At 40.8% G+C, this 18,342-nt stretch carries 15 protein-coding genes; 6 read left to right on the forward strand and 9 right to left on the reverse strand.

Translation table 11 applies throughout. The features are described 5' to 3' along the window. Window positions 1-3: 3 nt before the first annotated feature. The 4 genes from ACLOAU_RS10305 to ACLOAU_RS10320 form a co-directional block, all read right to left on the reverse strand. Window positions 4-699, reverse strand: coding sequence for a peptidylprolyl isomerase (locus ACLOAU_RS10305; protein ID WP_427861785.1), 696 nt, complete (start codon window positions 697-699; stop codon window positions 4-6). Beyond that, window positions 699-1,043, reverse strand: a complete 345-nt coding sequence (locus tag ACLOAU_RS10310; RefSeq protein WP_427861786.1) for a hypothetical protein — start codon at window positions 1,041-1,043, stop codon at window positions 699-701. The genes ACLOAU_RS10305 and ACLOAU_RS10310 overlap by 1 nt, the downstream gene beginning before the upstream one ends. A gap of 30 nt (window positions 1,044-1,073) precedes the next feature. Beyond that, complete coding sequence (locus tag ACLOAU_RS10315) at window positions 1,074-2,024, reverse strand: class I SAM-dependent methyltransferase (protein ID WP_427861787.1); 951 nt, start codon at window positions 2,022-2,024, stop codon at window positions 1,074-1,076. A gap of 65 nt (window positions 2,025-2,089) precedes the next feature. Beyond that, the gene (locus ACLOAU_RS10320) at window positions 2,090-2,923 is read right to left on the reverse strand and encodes a hypothetical protein (RefSeq protein WP_427861788.1); all 834 of its coding nucleotides are present in this window, start codon (window positions 2,921-2,923) and stop codon (window positions 2,090-2,092) included. A 108-nt stretch (window positions 2,924-3,031) separates the two neighbouring features. Between ACLOAU_RS10320 and ACLOAU_RS10325 the strand changes: the two genes are divergently transcribed. From ACLOAU_RS10325 to ACLOAU_RS10335, 3 genes are all read left to right on the forward strand, one after another. Beyond that, a complete protein-coding gene (locus ACLOAU_RS10325; protein WP_427861789.1) occupies window positions 3,032-4,405 on the forward strand; it encodes an exonuclease domain-containing protein in 1,374 nt (457 codons plus the stop codon). Between the two features lie 83 nt (window positions 4,406-4,488). Further along, complete coding sequence (locus tag ACLOAU_RS10330) at window positions 4,489-5,154, forward strand: SGNH/GDSL hydrolase family protein (RefSeq protein ID WP_427861790.1); 666 nt, start codon at window positions 4,489-4,491, stop codon at window positions 5,152-5,154. A gap of 41 nt (window positions 5,155-5,195) precedes the next feature. Next, window positions 5,196-5,951, forward strand: coding sequence for a sulfite exporter TauE/SafE family protein (locus ACLOAU_RS10335; RefSeq protein WP_427861791.1), 756 nt, complete (start codon window positions 5,196-5,198; stop codon window positions 5,949-5,951). A 37-nt stretch (window positions 5,952-5,988) separates the two neighbouring features. Here the strand turns inward: ACLOAU_RS10335 and tyrS are convergent, their stop codons facing one another. After that, on the reverse strand, window positions 5,989-7,269 hold the full coding sequence (gene tyrS / locus ACLOAU_RS10340) for a tyrosine--tRNA ligase (RefSeq protein ID WP_427861792.1): 1,281 nt from the start codon (window positions 7,267-7,269) through the stop codon (window positions 5,989-5,991). A 223-nt stretch (window positions 7,270-7,492) separates the two neighbouring features. Here tyrS and ACLOAU_RS10345 point away from each other — a divergent pair, with 223 nt between their 5' ends. From ACLOAU_RS10345 to ACLOAU_RS10355, 3 genes are read left to right on the forward strand one after another with little or no spacing between them, the layout of a single operon-like run. Continuing rightward, window positions 7,493-8,620 carry a putative type IX sorting system protein PorV2 gene (locus ACLOAU_RS10345; protein ID WP_427861793.1) on the forward strand — a complete coding sequence of 376 codons (1,128 nt, stop codon included), beginning with the start codon at window positions 7,493-7,495 and terminating at the stop codon, window positions 8,618-8,620. Between the two features lie 15 nt (window positions 8,621-8,635). Continuing rightward, complete coding sequence (gene porU2, locus ACLOAU_RS10350) at window positions 8,636-13,717, forward strand: putative type IX secretion system sortase PorU2 (protein ID WP_427861794.1); 5,082 nt, start codon at window positions 8,636-8,638, stop codon at window positions 13,715-13,717. A gap of 29 nt (window positions 13,718-13,746) precedes the next feature. Continuing rightward, the gene (locus ACLOAU_RS10355) at window positions 13,747-14,628 is read left to right on the forward strand and encodes a glycosyltransferase family 2 protein (RefSeq protein ID WP_427861795.1); all 882 of its coding nucleotides are present in this window, start codon (window positions 13,747-13,749) and stop codon (window positions 14,626-14,628) included. Window positions 14,629-14,636: 8 nt separating this feature from the next. Here the strand turns inward: ACLOAU_RS10355 and ACLOAU_RS10360 are convergent, their stop codons facing one another. The 4 genes from ACLOAU_RS10360 to ACLOAU_RS10375 are packed head-to-tail and all read right to left on the reverse strand — an operon-like array spanning window position 14,637 to window position 18,332. Then, a complete protein-coding gene (locus ACLOAU_RS10360) occupies window positions 14,637-15,860 on the reverse strand; it encodes a nucleotidyltransferase domain-containing protein (protein WP_427861796.1) in 1,224 nt (407 codons plus the stop codon). After that, window positions 15,857-17,641: an ABC transporter ATP-binding protein gene (locus ACLOAU_RS10365; RefSeq protein WP_427861797.1), complete on the reverse strand. Its 1,785-nt coding sequence runs from the start codon at window positions 17,639-17,641 to the stop codon at window positions 15,857-15,859. Before ACLOAU_RS10365 ends, ACLOAU_RS10360 begins: the two co-directional genes overlap by 4 nt. Then, entirely contained in the window at window positions 17,632-18,072 is a 441-nt protein-coding gene (locus ACLOAU_RS10370; protein ID WP_427861798.1) for a lasso peptide biosynthesis B2 protein, read from the reverse strand. Before ACLOAU_RS10370 ends, ACLOAU_RS10365 begins: the two co-directional genes overlap by 10 nt. Continuing rightward, on the reverse strand, window positions 18,069-18,332 hold the full coding sequence (locus ACLOAU_RS10375; RefSeq protein WP_427861799.1) for a PqqD family protein: 264 nt from the start codon (window positions 18,330-18,332) through the stop codon (window positions 18,069-18,071). Before ACLOAU_RS10375 ends, ACLOAU_RS10370 begins: the two co-directional genes overlap by 4 nt. Window positions 18,333-18,342: the final 10 nt, after the last annotated feature.

Here is an 18,342-nt window from a genome sequence, read left to right on the forward strand (position 1 = left end):
CTATTATCTGCGTTTAACCAGCCTGGCTTTTTTGATTATCACGTCTTTTACCGGGCGATCTTTATCTTTTCCTTTACTGGTGGTTACTGCTGCAATTGCATCTATAACGCTCAGCCCTTCTATTACTTCCCCGAATACTGTATAATTCTGATCCAGGTGAGGAGTACCTCCAACTGTTTTATAGGCAGTTCGTTGTTCTGAAGGAATTTTTCTGCCGTTCAACCTTTTTATTTCAAGCGTATCCAGTCCGCCGTCAGTCCATACTTTTCCCTGCACTATGTAAAACTGACTCCCACTGCTGGCTTTTTGAGGATTGACATCATCGCCTTCCCTCGCAGCAGCAATGACCCCCTTCTTATGAAAAAGATTCGTTCTGAATTCTGAAGGAATGGTATATCCTGGTCCCCCTTCGCCCAAAGCCTTTCCGGGCGCTGCTTTGCGGCTATCGGGGTCCCCCGCCTGTATCATGAATTTATTGATGACGCGATGGAATAAAACACCGTCGTAATATTTGCTTTTAGCAAGTTTCAGGAAATTATCGCGGTGCTGCGGTGTTTCATCACTTAAGCGAACACGCATGACGCCGTAATTAGTTTCCAAAACAACGTCTTTTTTGAGATCAGCCTTGCGTAGCTTTTGTTGCGACGCACAGCTGAATAACAGTAAGCTACATACGACGATAACAATTAGTCTGCACATTAAATTCCGTTTTCTTCAAAATAAAGCAATACATGGTCTTTTAAAAAGGCTTCCTGTTCAAAAGGATTTAGATCGGGCATGGGCTTTAGCTGCTTATAATGTGGCCAGCCGTCGGGGTCTGTAGCGGTTAACTCATAATAGCCGCTGGGCACGAGTAATTTGCACACCGCTATATGCATCAGGTCTTGTTTTTGCTCTTTGGTAAATCTTTCTGCTACGGTGCCCAACTCCTGTATACCTATTAAGAAAAGGATGGTCTCCATATCCGGTTTCTTGCCAAAACGTTCTACCAGTTTAGCCTCCAGTGTCCACCAGCGCACCTGTAAATCATCATTGTTAAACATGCAGCAAAAATAAATGATTCGGGTAAAAGTCTATTTGGTGACCAGGAAACAGCTTCTTTTAAGCTTACCCTCAAAGTCGAAAGGTGTGGTAGCTTTGGTTATATCCTTTATAGCAGTTGCCTTAATAGCCTCTTCATCCAGCTGAAACTTTGTATAATTATTACTGAAATAAAGCAGGCCTCCGGGCGAAAGCGCATGCAGGCAATTGTTAACCAGGGATACATGATCTCTTTGAATATCTAAAACACCCTCCATCTTTTTACTATTGCTAAAAGTTGGTGGATCCATTACAACAATGTCAAAGGATGCAGGCTCCAGGGTTTGTAGATATTGTATAACATCGGCCGCTATAAATAAATACCTGCTCTGATCTGTAAAACCATTCAATTCGATATTTCTCTTAGCCCAGTTGGTGTAAGTGTTAGATAAGTCTACGGTGGTTACCTGCGCGGCACCGCCTGCAGCAGCATATACCGAGAAGGAGCCCGTGTAGGCGAACAGGTTGAGTACCCGCTTTCCTGCAGATTGATCCAGCACCATTTTCCGGGTGGTTCTGTGATCCAGGAACAAGCCGGTATCCAGATAGTCAGCCAGGTTGACGATAAATTTCAACCCGTTTTCTTCTACAATAAATTCACTTTTTGTTTCAGCGGTTTTCTGGTATTGTCCCTCGCGGCCTGCCTTGCGTTGTCTCAATTTGGTAAATATATTTTCCTGGGTTATATCCAGCACCTCCGACATTACCTGTATGCTTTGCATCATCCAGAATTGATGCGCATCTTCGTTGAGACTGTGATTTCGTTTGTATTCAGACACATAAAGCGTATCACCATATTTTTCTATAATAAACGGGAACTCGGGCAGATCGTGATCGTAAACCCGATAACAGGATATATTTTGCCTTTTAGCTATTTTTTGTAAATGCCTGTAAACCTTGGTTAACCGGTTTTTAAACATCTCGAATTTATCTGCTCCGCTCATCAATACAAATTTGCACGAAAATAATCTTTCATACAGGGAAGCGTAGCAAAGTTTTCAAACAATTATTAAAACCCGGTTACCAATAAGTTCCTGGCTGCTTTTTCACTGCATTTTTGATATTTCGCATAAGCCTTCGCAGCTGCGGTTCTAATGGCTTCCGGCGATTGTTTATCGAGGTATGCATTTAAGGCATCATGCAGGGTATAGGCTTCAGGGCTCATAAGCCCGGTGCTCCAAATCAGGGGCCTGGCCTGGGTTTGCGATAAATGGGGTGCAAAGTATTTTTTACTGATGCAGGCCAACATAATGGCATCCCGTTTTCGGCCATCCGCATTTCGAAAGGATTCGGATAAGCTAAAGTCCATTAATCCGTCGTGGCCTACATAAGCTAACAAAGAGGCATTGCCATTAATACCGATATGCTTACCATCAACATCCAGCACATCCTTTAACTGCCCGGAACAGCTTTTTAAAAAATCTACAGTACAATCCTTAATATACATACCATTATAAGCATCTGCAATAAGATAGCTGTTCTTTTGTTTGTGTTTAAACACCAGCCGCTGCATTTTTACACCCTGTCCCTTTAAGGTTTTAATAAAGGTCCAGTTGCTGCTTTTCTTAAAATAAGTTCGTACGCCGTAGCCGCAACCCCAGTACAGGTTGTTATCTGGGTCCTGGCCGTTCCCGATTTTTGCGGGGACGGGAACAATCCCCTGGTATTTATTATCGCATAAGGCTACGAGGATATGAATATTTTTTTGAGTGGTATCATATGCCGGCTCAATTGCCAGGGGTGCATTAAGTGTAGCTATTTTCCTTTCCCCTGACGGAGTGGCATGGCAACCAATGAAATAGATAATGGGTGCAAGAAAAATACATATAACGAGGAAACGCATAGAGAACCGCTTTATTTTTTCATAACCAGGTTTATCGGATCTATGACACCGTATTCCGAATTTTGCATAGGAAAAAGACAAATAATTTCCGAAATTAGTGGGTTAGACATGTATGCAATTGTTGATATAGAAACTACGGGCGGTTATGCCGACGCCAATGGTATCACGGAGATATGCATTGTTATTTTCGATGGGATTGAAGTAGTGGAACGATATGAAACGCTGATCAATCCGGTTCATCGTATACCTCCTTATATCGAAGCATTAACGGGTATCAGCAATGCTATGGTAGCAGAAGCCCCGGTTTTTGAAGCGGTGGCCGAACGTATTTATGAACTGCTGAACGGAAAAATATTTGTAGCGCATAGCGTCAACTTCGATTATTCTTTTGTACGTAGTCAGCTGCAATTTTGTGGATATACCTATGATGCAAATAAACTATGTACTGTTAGGATGAGCCGCAAAATATTGCCAGGCTACCAGTCATACAGTTTGGGTAAGCTATGTAATGCTTTGGGTATAACTCATATAAATCATCATAGAGCTGGTGGAGACACAGATGCTACCGTTGCATTATTTCGACTATTGCTTGAAGAAGATAAAGAGGGGCATATTGTCAAAAGCTTAAAACGAACTTCCAAGGAGCATGTGCTACCGCCCAATGTTCCCAAAACTGATTTCGAAAACCTGCCCTATACAGCCGGAGTCTATTATTTTCATGATGAAAAAGGAAAGGTTGTTTATGTAGGCAAGGCTAAAAATATTCGTTACAGGGTAAGCAGTCACTTTAGTAACAACTCCACCTCCCGGCAAAAGCAAAATTTTATGCGCGAGGTATACCGCATCAGTTTTGAGGAGTGTGGTACAGAATTGATGGCGGCTGTAAAAGAATCATCTGAAATAAAAAGATTATGGCCCCGGTTTAATGCGGCGCAAAAAAGACGGGAAGACATGTATGGCATTATTCGTTATTACGATCAGAACGGATATATAAGATTAGCCATTGACAAGATAAGCAGCCGGTATGAAGTTATCAGCTCGTATCACCATTTGGAAAACGCAGGTGCTGCATTGAGGCAGCTCGTTCACGATTATCATCTTTGCCCTCACCTTTGTTTTATCAGCAAAAATCTCTATGATGAAGAAATGCATGCTATTTCGTGCAAAGGTGCCTGTAATCAAAAGGAGGCTGCAGCCGATTATAACGACCGGGTGGAGTCAGCCATCAATAAGCTAAAAGGGCTGCCATCTTTTGTTATCATTGATGAGGGTATTACAAGAGACCAAAATTCCTGCATACTGGTATGGCAGGGAAAGTTTTATGGCATGGGATTTATTCCTTACGACACCGCTGTTGAAGAGCCCGAGAGATTTAAAGACCTGGTTACTCCTTACAAAGAAAACAGCACCATTACCAATATGCTTTTCAGCTACGCTAAAAGATATCCAGCCAAGGTGAAAATATTTAGTTCAGTTATTTGAGGTTTTTGTTTAAACTTGTACCCGTTATTTGATAACGAAATTCTTCGAACAATATAAATATCCTACTAAAAAAGTATCAACACATGAAATATGTTCTAACGCTTGCAGCCATTGCACTTATTGCCTTTCAGCCGGTTAAAAAGAAAAAAGTAATATTTTTTGGCGACTCAATCACTCAGCAGGGTGCCGGTCCCAACGGCTACATTCCGAAGGTGGATAGTCTTTGCAAACAGGATAAGCTAGCCGAAAATTTTGAGTTTGTTGGTAAAGGCATTGGTGGCAACCGGGTCTATGATCTATTCTATCGTTTCCAGGAAGATGTATTGGATCAGAAACCGGATATTGTGGTAGTATATATTGGTATTAATGATGTATGGCACAAAACAACCAGTGGTACCGGAACGGAGTTAAATAAATTCGGAGCATTTTACGATAAAATGATTACGAAGATGAAAGCCGCAGGTATACAACCCGTGATGTGTACACCGTCGGTGATAGGGGAGTATAATGACGACACCAACCTGCAGGATGGTGACCTGAATTTTTATGCGAAATGGATACGCGAATATGCGGCGAAAAATAATATACCATTGATCGACCTGCGTCAGTCATTTATGAATTACCTGGACAAGAATAATCCTAATAATCAGGAAAAAGGTATTCTAACAACAGATCGGGTACACCTTAATGGCGCTGGTAACCTGTTGGTGGCACAGGAAATGTGGAAAGCGGTGAAGCCATTAAAATAATAAGGTAGTCATCCCTGTAATTAATAATTAAAGAAGTTTTTTTGCAAGCGCTATTGGATGATTATTCCTTAACTAACTGGATACTCCTGGCTCTATCAGCCTTTTTCATAGGGCTGGCTAAAGCCGGGCTAAAAGGGATCGATATGCTGAACGTAACCCTGATGGCAATAGTGCTGGGTGGTAAGGCATCTACCGGTGTGGTGCTACCTTTATTATGCGCAGCGGATCTGATGGCGGTAAAGTACTATCATCGTCATGCTGAATGGAAACATTTCTGGAAACTGATTCCTTGGATGGTGGTGGGAGTGCTGGTAGGTGTTTTTGCCGGTCAGCACATGAACGAAGCTGTGTTCAGAAAAATAATGGCTACGATTATTGTGATAACTGTGATCATTATGTTGTACCTGGAAGTCAGGAAAACCCTGATCGTTCCTTCCAATAAATTCTTTGTATCCGGCATGGGATTGATCTCTGGTTTTACCACCATGATTGGTAACCTGGCCGGTGCTTTCGCTAATATTTATTTTTTAGCGATGCGCATGCCCAAGAACAATTTTATTGGTACGGCCGCATGGGTGTTCCTGGCCATTAACTGGTTTAAGTTACCCTTTCAGGTATTTGTATGGAAGAATGTAACCGTAGACAGTTTGAAAACCGACGCCTTATTGCTACCCGCCTTGCTGATCGGGTTTCTACTAGGTATCAGAATTGTAGCTTTAATAAAAGATACCAGTTATCGCCGTTTGATTATTGCGCTTACATTTATTGGTGCTGTTTTTATTTTCCTGAAAAGATAAGGTATTGAAAAAGGGAGCGAGAGCTCCCTTTAATTCTTTATTCAATTACCTCAACAAGATAGTAGTTTTTCTTTCCTTTCTGAAGTAGCAGGTATTTGTTATGCAACAGGTTATCATTGCCCACGGATAGCAGAGCGTCTTCTACTTTTCTGCGATTCAGCTGTACGCCGCCGCCCAACACTAATTTGCGGGCTTCGCCTTTGCTGGCAGTTATTTTTGCATCGGCCAAAAAGCTTACGATATCAATTCCGTTCTCAATAGCTTCTTTTTTAATAGTTGATTTTACAACTCCCGCCATACCTTCGAGGTCTTCAATGCTCATCTCTTCAGCAGGCTTGTTCTGATCTGCAAAAAGCTTTTCCGTAGTGGCTATGGCCTGCTCATAGGCTGCAGCGCCATGAACAAAAGTGGTTACTTCGCGTGCCAGTGATTTTTGCAATATGCGTTTAGCCGCATCTTGTTTGTGTTCTTCAATCAACTGATTGACGGTTGGTTCATCTAAAAAGGTGAATATTTTGATCCAGTGTTCGGCATCGGCATCGCTGGCATTTAACCAAAATTGGTAAAATTGGTAAGGTGTAGTGCGTTCAGGATCTAGCCAAATATTCCCGCTTTCTGTTTTACCGAATTTAGTACCATCCGCTTTTTTAATCAACGGGCAGGTAAAAGCAAATGCATCTCCCTGTGCTTTACGACGTACAAACTCGGTACCGGTGGTAATATTGCCCCACTGGTCGCTGCCGCCCATCTGCAATTTGCAATTATTCTCTTTAAATAAATGGTAGAAATCGTAGCCCTGCATCAACTGGTAAGCAAATTCGGTATAGCTAATCCCAACTTCTCCTTCAAAACGCTTTTTCACGCTGTCCTTCGCCATCATATAGTTTACCGTGATATGTTTTCCCGCATCCCGTAAAAAATCGATAAACGAAATCGTTTTAAACCAGTCGTAGTTATTCACCATCAGGGCGGCGTTGGGTTTTGACGGGTCAAAATCCAGGTATTTTTCCAGCTGGGCTTTGATGCCGGCTACATTTTCAGCTAATTGTACTTCATTCAACAGGTTTCTTTCTTCGCTTTTACCACTGGGGTCGCCAATCATGCCGGTAGCGCCACCCACCAGGGCAATAGGGCGATGCCCTGCTTTTTGCATGTGCACTAAAAGCAGGATGGGTACCAGGCTACCAATATGCAGGCTGGTTGCTGTCGGATCAAAACCTATATAACCGGTTGTAATTTCCTTTTTCAGTTGCTCATCGGTGCCGGGAATCATATCCTGCACCATTCCACGCCATTTCAGTTCTTTTATTAAATCCATGGGCGCAAAAGTACGTTTTTACCTTGTTGGGCGAATATTATTAAGCATTTAACTAATTCTGTTGCTGATTTGTATGATAATGCTAATTTCGCATGAGCCCTATAGTTTTTGATCACGTGAAAGAAAGTTGACAGGTACTGCCATTGTGGTGAATTTGATGAAGAAACAAGCCATTTAAATAAGTGCAGTATAGAGCTGACCGGTAAATATTAATAACTGTTTAGTGACTATAAGAAAATATATACCCTTTGCGAGCATATTCCTGGTAGTTCAATGCTGTTGCCAGGTGTCTGTTGCGCAGTTTAGAAAATATTCTAATGAATTCCTGAATATTGGTGCCGGAGCCCGGGGATTAGCTATGGGTAGCGCCCAGGCTGCCTCTGTAGCAGATGGTACGGCAGGATATTGGAATCCGGCAGGTTTGGTGAATGTGCAGGGACGTACGGAAGTGAATTTAATGCATTCGGAATATTTTGCAGGAATTGGTAAATACGATTTTGCCAATGTGGCCATACCTACCACCAATGAAAAAAGAGTATTGGGACTTTCTGCTATGAGGTTTGCTGTGGATGATATACCTAATACGCTTTTCCTGGTGAACCCCGATGGATCGCTCAATTATAATAATATCCAGACTTTTTCTTCGGCTGATTATGCTTTTCTCTTATCGTATGGACAAAACCTCAAAAAAACGGAGAACAGTATGGTGAATTTTGGTGCCAACGCCAAAGTGATCTACCGGAACGTGGGGAAATTTGCGCAGGCCTGGGGCTTTGGCTTGGATGCGGGTTTGCAGGTGTTTAAAAATAACTGGAGATTTGGTGTAGTGGCCAAAGACATCACGAGTACATTTAATACCTGGACCTTCAATTTTACGGAGAAAGAGAAAGAAATGCTATATCTTACCAAGAACGAAATCCCGGTGCGATCATCGGAACTTACGGCTCCAAGACTGACATTAGCGGCATCACGTTTGTTCACCATCGGCAAAACATCAACAGTGCTGGCCGAAACCGATTTTGACCTGACTTTTGATGGAAAACGAAATACGTTGGTAAGCAGCGATGCTGTTAGTATCGACCCTAAGGTTGGATTAGAGTATGGATACAAGAATATCTTTTTTGTAAGGGGTGGTATTAACAATTTTCAAAAGGGACTGGCAGATGGAGATACGACGAATCAAAAACGGGTTTGGATCTATCAGCCAAGCGTTGGTGTAGGATTTAGGATTAAATCTGTAGTAATAGATTATGCATTCGCCAACCTGGCCAATCAGTCTAATCCTTTGTTTACCCATGTTTTTTCACTTAGACTGGATCTGAACCGTGAAAAGAAATCTTCGGTATTTTAATTTAATGAGCACCCGATGAAGAAACTGCTGACAATATTTTTTCTGTCGTATACGATGAGTGCCCTGGCGCAGTCATTCAATAATGAGTGGATTGACTATAGCAAAACTTATTATAAGTTCAAAATCGGATCCAGCGGGCTTTACAGGATCCCCCAATCGGCGTTAGCCGCCATTAACCTTGGCAATGCAGATGTATCTTCTTTCCAGTTATGGCGTAACGGAGAAGAGGTGGCTTTGTATACCTCCAATCAAACGGGCGTTCTAGCTGCCGGTGGCTATATAGAGTTCTGGGGTGAGGCCAACGATGGCAAGGCAGACCAGGTACTGTATCGTAATCCGCTGGACCAGATCAACAACAGCAAAAGTTTGTTTACCGACACGGCAGCCTATTTCCTTACTGTTAATTCAGCTGGCAATAACAAAAGGCTTGTACCTACTGCCAATAGCATACCTACGGGTGCTGTTGCCGAGCCTTATTTTATGCATACTGCGGGTATCTACCTCAATGAAAGTATACATTTAGGGCCCTATGAAGGTGCAGTATCAACTCCTGCAATCTCGGCTTCTTTTGAAGTAGGGGAGGGGTGGACTTCGAATGAAATAGATCAAAATCAAACGAGAACAATTACGCAGTCTGGATTATTCCCGTTCACTGGTTCGGGAGCTCCCCCAGTGCAAGTAAATATGAGCGTAGTAGGCAACAGTGATAATAGCCGGGTAGTACAAGTGAAACTAAATAACACTGAATTATTCAATACAACATTAAACCAATTCAATTATTCCAGGTTATCCGGCACACTGCCAATTACTGCGTTGACAGGCGCTTCAGAAAGCATTCAGATATCAAATGTAACTACTATTGCCAATAATCGTATTAAAATCGGTATAATTGAAATTGTCTATCCACGTAGTTTTAATTTTGGAGGGGCGAATAATTTCCGTTTTAAATTACCAGGAACGACTACTACAGGCAAGTACATGGAAATTGCCGGCTTTAGTACTTCAGGTGCACCCATCTTGTATGACCTTAGCAGTGGACGAAGATATGACGCCGATGCCTCTAATCCCTCCCTTGTAAAAATATATGTACAGCCTTCTGTAGCCAATGCAGATTTGGTTTTGGTAAATACTGCAACCGTTAGAACGATCAACAGTTTCGAACCAAGGAATTTTGTTAATTATTCGGCCACAACTAATCAGGGAGATTATTTGATGATATCTCATAGCGCTATTCTAAATGGGCCGGGTGGTAGTGCGCCTGTAGAAGAGTATAGGGCTTATCGCAGTTCAACAGCAGGGGGTGGCTACAATGCGAAAGTATATATGATTGATCAGTTAACGGATCAGTTTGCTTATGGTATTAAGGGTAGCCCTTTGAGTGTAAGAAATTTTCTGAGGTTTGCCCGAAACCATTTTTCTATTGCCCCAAAAAGTGTGTTTATTGTTGGTAAAGGTGTGAAGTATACTGCGGCACGATATAATGAGTCTAATCCGGTAACAGACAGGTTGAATCTCATTCCTACTTTTGGGGAGCCTGCATCAGATAAGCTGTTAGCTGCCGAGGGCGCAAGTTCTATTCCTTTAACGCCAATTGGTCGGGTACCTGTAGTAAACGGCAGCGAATTTGCGATTTACCTTGAAAAAGTAAAACAGTATGAAGAAAAACTGCTGCCTCAACCGAATCCGCTGGCCAATAGCTGGAAAAAGAATATTGCTCATATAGTTGGTTCTGATCTTCCGGGTGAAATCAGTCAGTTATATGGAGCATTGAACTTCGCTAAAAATATTGCTACCGATACTTTATATGGTGCTAATGTTACAGACTTTCTGAAAAGCACGAATGCTGGTGAACAACAAAAAGCGGCTGAAGCATTCAGATCGCTAATGAATAGCGGCTTGAACCTGGTATCCTACTTCGGACATTCAAGCACTGAGGGCTTGGTCTTTAAACTTGATGACCCAACCGGATATTTGAACCAGGGTAAATATCCGGTGTTCCATATGATGGGGTGCAATGTTGGAGATATTTTTATTTTGAACGAGGCGCGGCTTTCGAGTATTACCACTTTTTCAGAGAAGTTTATGTTTGAAAAGGAGAGGGGAAGTATTGCTATGATGGCCGGAACAGCTCTGGGCTTTATCCAATATCTGGCATTGTATAACCAGGAGCTATATGCCGAATTGAGTAAGGCAAGCTATGGAGGTACCCTTGGCGAAATGATGCAGAAGGCAATTGTTAAAACTTTTGCTAAGCAGGGAGGAGAGGGAAACAGATATTTAAGAGCGCAATGTGAGCAATATACTCTGAACGGAGATCCCGCTATACGTTTCTATCAATACGATAAGCCGGATTATGCTATCGAGGACCAAATGGTTACGGTTAATCCTTCTATCGTTTCTGTAGCCGATCCGAGCTTTGTAATAAAAGCAAAAATTGCCAATCTGGGCAAGGCTATTAATAGCAATGTTATTGTAGAATTAACGAGAACCCTGCCTGATCTTTCTACAAAGGTAATCCAAAGGGATACATTACCTTCTATACGCTATGCAGATTCAATTTTATACCAAATACATATTGATCCCTTGATAGATAAAGGCGCTAATAAATTTACGATTACTATCGATCCGGAGAATACTATCAGTGAATTATTTGAAACCAATAATACACTCATAAAGGATATTTTTATTTACGAAGATGATATTAAACCGGTATTCCCCGCTAATTATTCCATAGTAAACCGTCAGAACATAGTGCTTTCTGCTTCAACAGGAAACCCATTTGCGGAAGCAAGAAATTATGTAATGGAGATAGATACGGTGAGAACATTCAATTCATCTTTTAAAGTTAGCCAGAATAAAACTTCATCAGGGGGACTTCTTGAATTTAGTCCCGGAATCACATTTAAAGACAGTACAGTTTATTACTGGCGGGTAGCTTATAAGCCATCAAACACTAACGAACAACCTATCTGGAATGGAGCTTCTTTTACCTACATGCAGGGAACAAATCTTGGTTATAGTCAGTCAGGCTATAGCCAACTGATAGACAATAGCTATAGTGAAATGGGTATTAAAAGTGACGGAACCTTTGTTTATGATAGCCTTACGGCCTCACTGGTGGTAAATAACAGCATTAGTAATGCCGCAGGTTCTCCATTGGATGTGGCCTATCAGATAAATGGATTGGGTATACAAGGCGGATATATTGTGAATGCTGCAGGAAGTATTAGTCCTCAGGAAAACTCCCTGCGTTTTTATGTAATTAATAACAGGAACCTGTCTCCTTTTGAAAATGCAGATATAGGATCCAGCGGTTTATACGGTAGTTACAGACCTACTCCGATAGCAGGTACTCATCCCAGGATCGTAAAATATTTTCAATTTGATATATCTACAACCGAGTCCAGGAAGACGGTAATGAGTTTTTTAGATTCTATCCCGAATGGCTATTATGTCGGGCTAACAAGCAACCAAATCGGGTCAACAATCTTACCTGCAGCCTGGCAGGCAGACACAAGCGTCCTGGGAAAAAATATTTCTTTATATCATAAACTTAAATCTATCGGCCTGTCAGAGTTGGATTTAGTAAACTCTGTAGTTCCTTATATTTTTATTTATCAAAAAGGCAAGCCTGGTCCATTAGCCCAGGCGGTTGGCACTGCTGTTTCCGATAAGCTAAGTGTGAGTATTACGGTGCCTGCTCATGGAACGACAGGTACTATGAAATCTCCTGTTTACCCTAAAGCTAAAGAATGGAAAACATTGGTTTGGGATGGATATAGTGTTGAAACTCCATCAACAGATAATACTTTCCTGACTGTTCTGGGTGTTGATGCATCCGGCCGGGAAACGGAATTAATAGGCCAGGTACCTGTTAATCAGAAAAGATTGGATCTCTCTTCCCTGGATGTGCAAAATTACGCTGGTTTAAGAATTGCTTTGCAAACACGCGATACGATCGATAAAAGCCCCTATCAGCTAAAATATTGGCGTCTTTATAACGTGCCGGCACCCGAAGGAGCTGTTGCCCCCAATATATACTTCAGCATGAAAGATACAGTAGATGCAGGTGAACCGCTTAATTTGGGAATAGCTTTTAAAAATGTGAGTGATCATAATTTTGACAGTTTAGCTGTTAAACTTTCGGTTCGTGATCAAAACAATGTCGAACATTTCATTAATGTTCCTAAAGTAAAATCCCTGGCATCGGGAGATACTGTCAGGGTGAATGTTTCGGTAGATACCAGATCCTACGGTGGAGCTAATCTTGCTTATCTGGAAGTTAATCCCGAAGGCGGGCAGCACCAGCTTGAACAATATCAGTTTAATAATTTTATATCCCGGAATTTTCATGTACGGAGAGATACAACCAACCCCTACCTGGATGTGACTTTTGATGGGGCCCGAATACTGAACCGTGATATTGTATCCAGCAAGCCCAGTATATTAATGAAGCTTACTGATGATTCTCAGTATATGTTACTCAATAATACCGAGCTGATAAAAGTGCAGCTAAAACATCCTGATGGTGTAACACGCGATTACCAATTCAATAATGATACTTTAGTGTTAACCCCTCCAGGTCAGGGCGGCAATAGTAGCAATACGGCAACCGTAACCTTCAAGCCTAATTTGCTGGCAGATGGGGATTATGAATTAATTGTAAGTGCTAAAGATCAAAGTGGCAATACAGCTGGTGGCCTTAATTACCGGATTGCATTCCAGGTAATCAATAAACCCATGATCACTAATTTACTCAATTATCCTAATCCTTTTACAAGTTCAACAGCCTTTGTATTTACGTTAACAGGGTCTGATATCCCTCAAAATATCCGGATACAAATATTAACGGTTACGGGTAAAATTGTCCGGGAGATTACCAAAGCAGAATTAGGTCCATTGCGTATCGGTAGAAATATAACCGAATTTAAATGGGATGGAACCGATCAATATGGTCAAAAACTGGGCAATGGTGTTTATTTGTACAGAGTGCTTACCAATCTAAACGGCCGAAGCTTAGATAAATACAGTACAAAGGATAATAATACCGATAAATACTTCAATAAGGGGTATGGTAAAATGGTGCTGATCAGATAAAATGTTTCAATTTAAACCAGATTTATTGAATGTTGCTCTTTGATATTGTTATACCAACCTATAATAACCTAGAAGAGCTAAAGCGATGTCTGTATAGCCTGGAGAAGCAAACCCTTCGCAATTTTAAAGTGTGGGTTGTGGTGGATGGCTCCACCGATGGAACCTTGGCATATCTTTCTTCAAGGCATTTTGAATTCATGCTGGAATGCCTGCAGCACACCGATAGAAGAAATCATGGCAGGGCGGCAACACGCAACCTGGTATTGGGTTGTTTAACCGCAACTTATGTATTATTTTTAGATTCCGATCTGGTGGTAAACAATAATTACCTCGAATCACACAACGCCGTTTTAAACAGTACTACAATTTCTCAGGGCCAGATTTGCTATAAAAAAGGTACGATTTGGGGTGATTACGACATGACAAGGGGAATGAACCGGTTTCAAAATAATCTGGCTGAATTACCGGCAAAATATATCTTAACAGGAAACGTGGCAATGCCGGCCTTCCTATTTGTCAGGCTCAATGGATTTGACGAAGGTATCAAAACCTATGGCGGAGAAGATACGGAGCTGGGCTGTAGAATACAAAAAGAGTCAGGCCTAAAGGTTCTATTTAATAAACAAGCAGTTGCATTTGGAGTTATGGACAAATCTTTGTCCTTTGCGCTACAGCAACGGGAAGCATTTGCAGGCCAGGGATTAAAGTATTTGCTAAATAAACATCCGTGGGCTAAGGATGTTTTTCAGGTTAATTTCCTGACCTCGTTGAGAGGAAAAATATTGTATCATTTAATTCCGCGGAAATTACTGACGCAGGCTAGTGAAAACCGTTATGTGCCAGTTTCTCTCAGAATAAAAATGGTTCACTTATTAGTTTTCTACCATTTATATAAAGGTTACCATCATTAAGATGATAGTTATTTTTGTTGTTTTATATGCTTCTTATCGATGCCTTTTGTCAATAGCCTGAAGGATTTAATAGCCGGGTACAGGAAATATAAGTTTCGGTTTAACTTCAGTGTTTGCAGGTCTTCCGGAGAAGGTGTGGTTCTTTGTTTAAAGCCGGCCAAAATAAATGCAATTTTTTCCGACAGGGAATCTTTGAGGTATAGCTGGCTTCTGTTATCGAGATTATCCAAAGCTGTATCGCGATAGGATCTTTTCCTTAATAGCCGTTCCATAAAGAAAGCTTTTACTTTTCCCGGTATTAAGCTGTTGTTGTTTGCAGGGGATAACGGAAGGTTGAGGCCTAATAGTTCGGAGGAAAGGTAGCAGCAGACAGCCGCAGCCTTTACTAACCGAAGATCTTTAAAAGCGTTTTTAATATAGTGAGTGTCGATGTCGTTATTATTGGAAGGGAGAATTTGACAAAGATCTACGATATTCTTAAGCACTCTGAATCCATCGTGATTAGAATGGTGAATAAATAGGGTGATATAATGGGCATTGGCATTTAAAGCATTCACTTTACGCTTTGCTAAAATAATTTTCTCTGAATTATTAAATAGCTGTCGATGTGCCTCGTTATGAACTTTTACAAAGTTTTCAGTTATACGCCAATGGAATTCTATATGAAATTCCCTGTTATCTCCTTTGAATTTATCAAAATTGAGGCTATTGTTCCGCGTAAAAATTTTTTCTTTAAAATAGCTGTATTCAATCTTGTTCTCAAAAATATAGCCATCTGCTGTCATCAACTCTAATACCTTGCTAAAATCTTCGTGAGATATAACCAGGTCTATATCGCTGGACTCCCTGGAAATAATATCGCCATAGAACTGCCTGGAAAAAGCAACACCCTTATAAGGTGTGCATTGTATGCCCATGGTTTCAAGAAGTTCGATTATTCGCTCTGTTTCTAAAGCCTGTTTAAAATTATTCTGAACTAAGAAAAACTGGCTTTGCTTTACACGTGAAGCAATGGCAACAGGTAAATGGGCCTTACTTAATATTTTATAGATAATAGGCTCAATTCGATGATATTTTGCAAGATAGATTACGTCGTCCCAGTTAATTTGGCGGGTATCGATGTATTGCTGCAAGGTTGAAAGTTTTTCAGTATTAAAATGCAACCTGCAGCATAGCAATACCACTGTTATTTCGGTTCCATATTCTGATTTTACATCTTCAATAGGTATCATAGTTGCTGCATATTATAAAGCTGTGCAAATACACCATTTTTTTCAATCAATTCATCAAAAGAGCCCTCTTCAGCAATTCGACCGTTTTCCATCACATATAAATGATCAGCGATCTTCAAATTGTACAATCGGTGGGTTATTAAAATAACCATCTTGTCTTTCGCAATGGCCTTAATCTGTTTAAATATTTCGTATTCTGCAGGTGCATCTAATGCACTGGTAGGTTCGTCCAGAACAATAAGTTGAGCATTATCACGATAAAAGACTCTTGCCAGGGCAATTTTTTGCCACTCGCCGCCGCTCAATTGAGCACTGCCTTCAAATATACGACCCATGCGGGTTTGGTAGCCTTCAGGTAGTTTTGAGATTAAACCTTCGGCTCCGGCAGCGTGTGCGGCTGACTGAATCTTGTCTATAGTTTTGGTTGCATCTGGTTCTCCCAAAATAATATTCTCTTCAATAGTAAAAAAGTATTTCTCAAAGTCCTGGAAGAGGAAAACTGTTTGCTCTTTATACGATTTTTCGGAAATTTCTTCAATGGCCGTATTGTCAAAATATATCTGTCCCTCATTAGCTTCATACAGTTTAGCCAGTAGTTTGATTAACGTGGACTTTCCCGAACCATTTTGCCCCACGATAGCGATGATCTGTCCAGGCTTACATTGAAGGGAAATATCTCGCAGGACCAGTTTACTGTCTGGGGTGTACCGGAAATTCAGTTTTTCCACTGTTAATCCTGAATCGGTGAGAGGGAAGGGGTTGTGATTACTTGTTTTTTGAGATAAGGGTATATCAAGAAATAAAAACAGGTCTTGTAAAAAGATACGCTGCTGAAAAATTTGCACAATGCTCTGTAGGAAATTTTTCGAATTATGCTGCAGGTTTTGAAAACCCTGTATGTATACTACAAATAAGCCAAGGGTTACAGCGCCTTCGATCGTTTGCCTGGATAAGATAGCAAATATAATCGCCATAGCGATGATCTCTATCGCTTCGGCAATGAGGCTGTAATGGGTGAGTTTTTTATTTAAACGTTGCTTTTGAAGGCGAATGGAGCGACGGATGTTGACGAACTTATCAATAAAGAATGAACCGAAGCTAAAGACTCGTGTTTCTTTTGCAAAAGTTACGCCAGTTAGTATTTGGTGCAGGTAATTGCTTTCCCTTTCGAGTGGGGCGAGCTTTCGCTCCTGTTGCATAATAGCAATGCCGTAATACCATTTTATAGCCGCAAGAGGTAAAGAGAAAGCAATAAAAAACAATGCAAAAAAGGATTGCATACTAATAAAAAACAGGAGTAGGAACAGGAGCGCAAAACCGGAAGTTATAAATGCGGTAAAACTGGTTAAAAGCATACCCGCCCTGTATAAAGATTGCTGCTGTGCCAGATGCAGGTTGTCGTGATATGCCGGGTTTTCATAATATCCATAATCAACACTAACCGCTTTTTCTAAAACCTGTTTTGACAGGTAATCGGTAAGCCGGGGCTGATATATGGTGATAATATAGTTGGCATATTGCTGCGTAAGGGCAAGCAATAATTGAGTAACCAGGAAGTAAATAATAAAAGGAACAATTTCCGAAAAAGCCTGCTTATTGGTAACACCTTCAACCAATATTTTAATAAAATAGAGGGAGGCTACCGGCAACAGCGCCTGTATTATATGCAGGCTTAAAGTTAATAAAGCCAAAGAACTACTCGTCTGCCATAATAGTAGCAAAGAGCGCCTGATGTTTTTAACCAGATCGTTGGGTTTAAAATTTTTTAATGCTATTGCCATTTATTTTTATATACGCTTTGCACGATGTACTCCTGAGGATTGCAGAAACCAGTTATTATTTTTCCACCTGCAACTGTCCAGGCATGTGCTTCTATCTCATTTCTGTTGGGATCTTTCTTAAAACCAACGAAAATCAGGCAAGGTATTTTATAAAAGTTACAAAGCAATTTGGCCTGGTAAGCCTGATGGCGGCATACGTTTTTCCAGGAGATATATTTTGCAACAATTTGTATCGCCCAACCTATATCATTCGCTTTTTTATGAGGCAATTGATGTAAGCTAGCTGCGGGTGCTGTTTTTTTTCCAAACCTGGCTCGCCGGTTAAAAAAACTAAAAAGAAAATAAGTATATATAGAGATCCAGAGGGCCTGAATCACTATGATTTTCCTGGATGGGCCTAATCTCAAAAAAGATTTGATTTTGTTAATCATTCTTCTGTAATCAACTTTTTCGAAATAAAAAGCTGAATGATGTTATTGACTTGTTTCCTACAATCAGGTGCTGAAATTTCATATTCATTTTCCAGTTGCCTGCAAATAGCGTCGACTGATAAATTGCTTTCAATACCTCTTAAAATTTTAAAGGAAGTTTCATTTAAAGAAAAATACTCGTTGGTAGCACTGTTGAAAGCTACGCCTTCTTCACCTAACTGTGTTATTAATATATCCTTTGCATTAAACTGGTAGCCCATGGTAGGTAAT

Source organism: Paraniabella aurantiaca, from assembly GCF_050309965.1.
Taxonomy (GTDB): domain Bacteria; phylum Bacteroidota; class Bacteroidia; order Chitinophagales; family Chitinophagaceae; genus Niabella.

Coding starts and splice junctions, on each gene's coding strand:
- ACLOAU_RS10305 (WP_427861785.1), bottom strand. CDS start 699: ATGTGCAGACTAATTGTTATCGTCGTATGTAGCTTACTGTTATTCAGC.
- ACLOAU_RS10310 (WP_427861786.1), bottom strand. CDS start 1,043: ATGTTTAACAATGATGATTTACAGGTGCGCTGGTGGACACTGGAGGCT.
- ACLOAU_RS10315 (WP_427861787.1), bottom strand. CDS start 2,024: ATGAGCGGAGCAGATAAATTCGAGATGTTTAAAAACCGGTTAACCAAG.
- ACLOAU_RS10320 (WP_427861788.1), bottom strand. CDS start 2,923: ATGCGTTTCCTCGTTATATGTATTTTTCTTGCACCCATTATCTATTTC.
- ACLOAU_RS10325 (WP_427861789.1), top strand. CDS start 3,032: ATGTATGCAATTGTTGATATAGAAACTACGGGCGGTTATGCCGACGCC.
- ACLOAU_RS10330 (WP_427861790.1), top strand. CDS start 4,489: ATGAAATATGTTCTAACGCTTGCAGCCATTGCACTTATTGCCTTTCAG.
- tyrS (WP_427861792.1), bottom strand. CDS start 7,269: ATGGATTTAATAAAAGAACTGAAATGGCGTGGAATGGTGCAGGATATG.
- porU2 (WP_427861794.1), top strand. CDS start 8,636: ATGAAGAAACTGCTGACAATATTTTTTCTGTCGTATACGATGAGTGCC.
- ACLOAU_RS10355 (WP_427861795.1), top strand. CDS start 13,747: ATGTTGCTCTTTGATATTGTTATACCAACCTATAATAACCTAGAAGAG.
- ACLOAU_RS10360 (WP_427861796.1), bottom strand. CDS start 15,860: ATGATACCTATTGAAGATGTAAAATCAGAATATGGAACCGAAATAACA.
- ACLOAU_RS10365 (WP_427861797.1), bottom strand. CDS start 17,641: ATGGCAATAGCATTAAAAAATTTTAAACCCAACGATCTGGTTAAAAAC.
- ACLOAU_RS10370 (WP_427861798.1), bottom strand. CDS start 18,072: ATGATTAACAAAATCAAATCTTTTTTGAGATTAGGCCCATCCAGGAAA.
- ACLOAU_RS10375 (WP_427861799.1), bottom strand. CDS start 18,332: ATGGGCTACCAGTTTAATGCAAAGGATATATTAATAACACAGTTAGGT.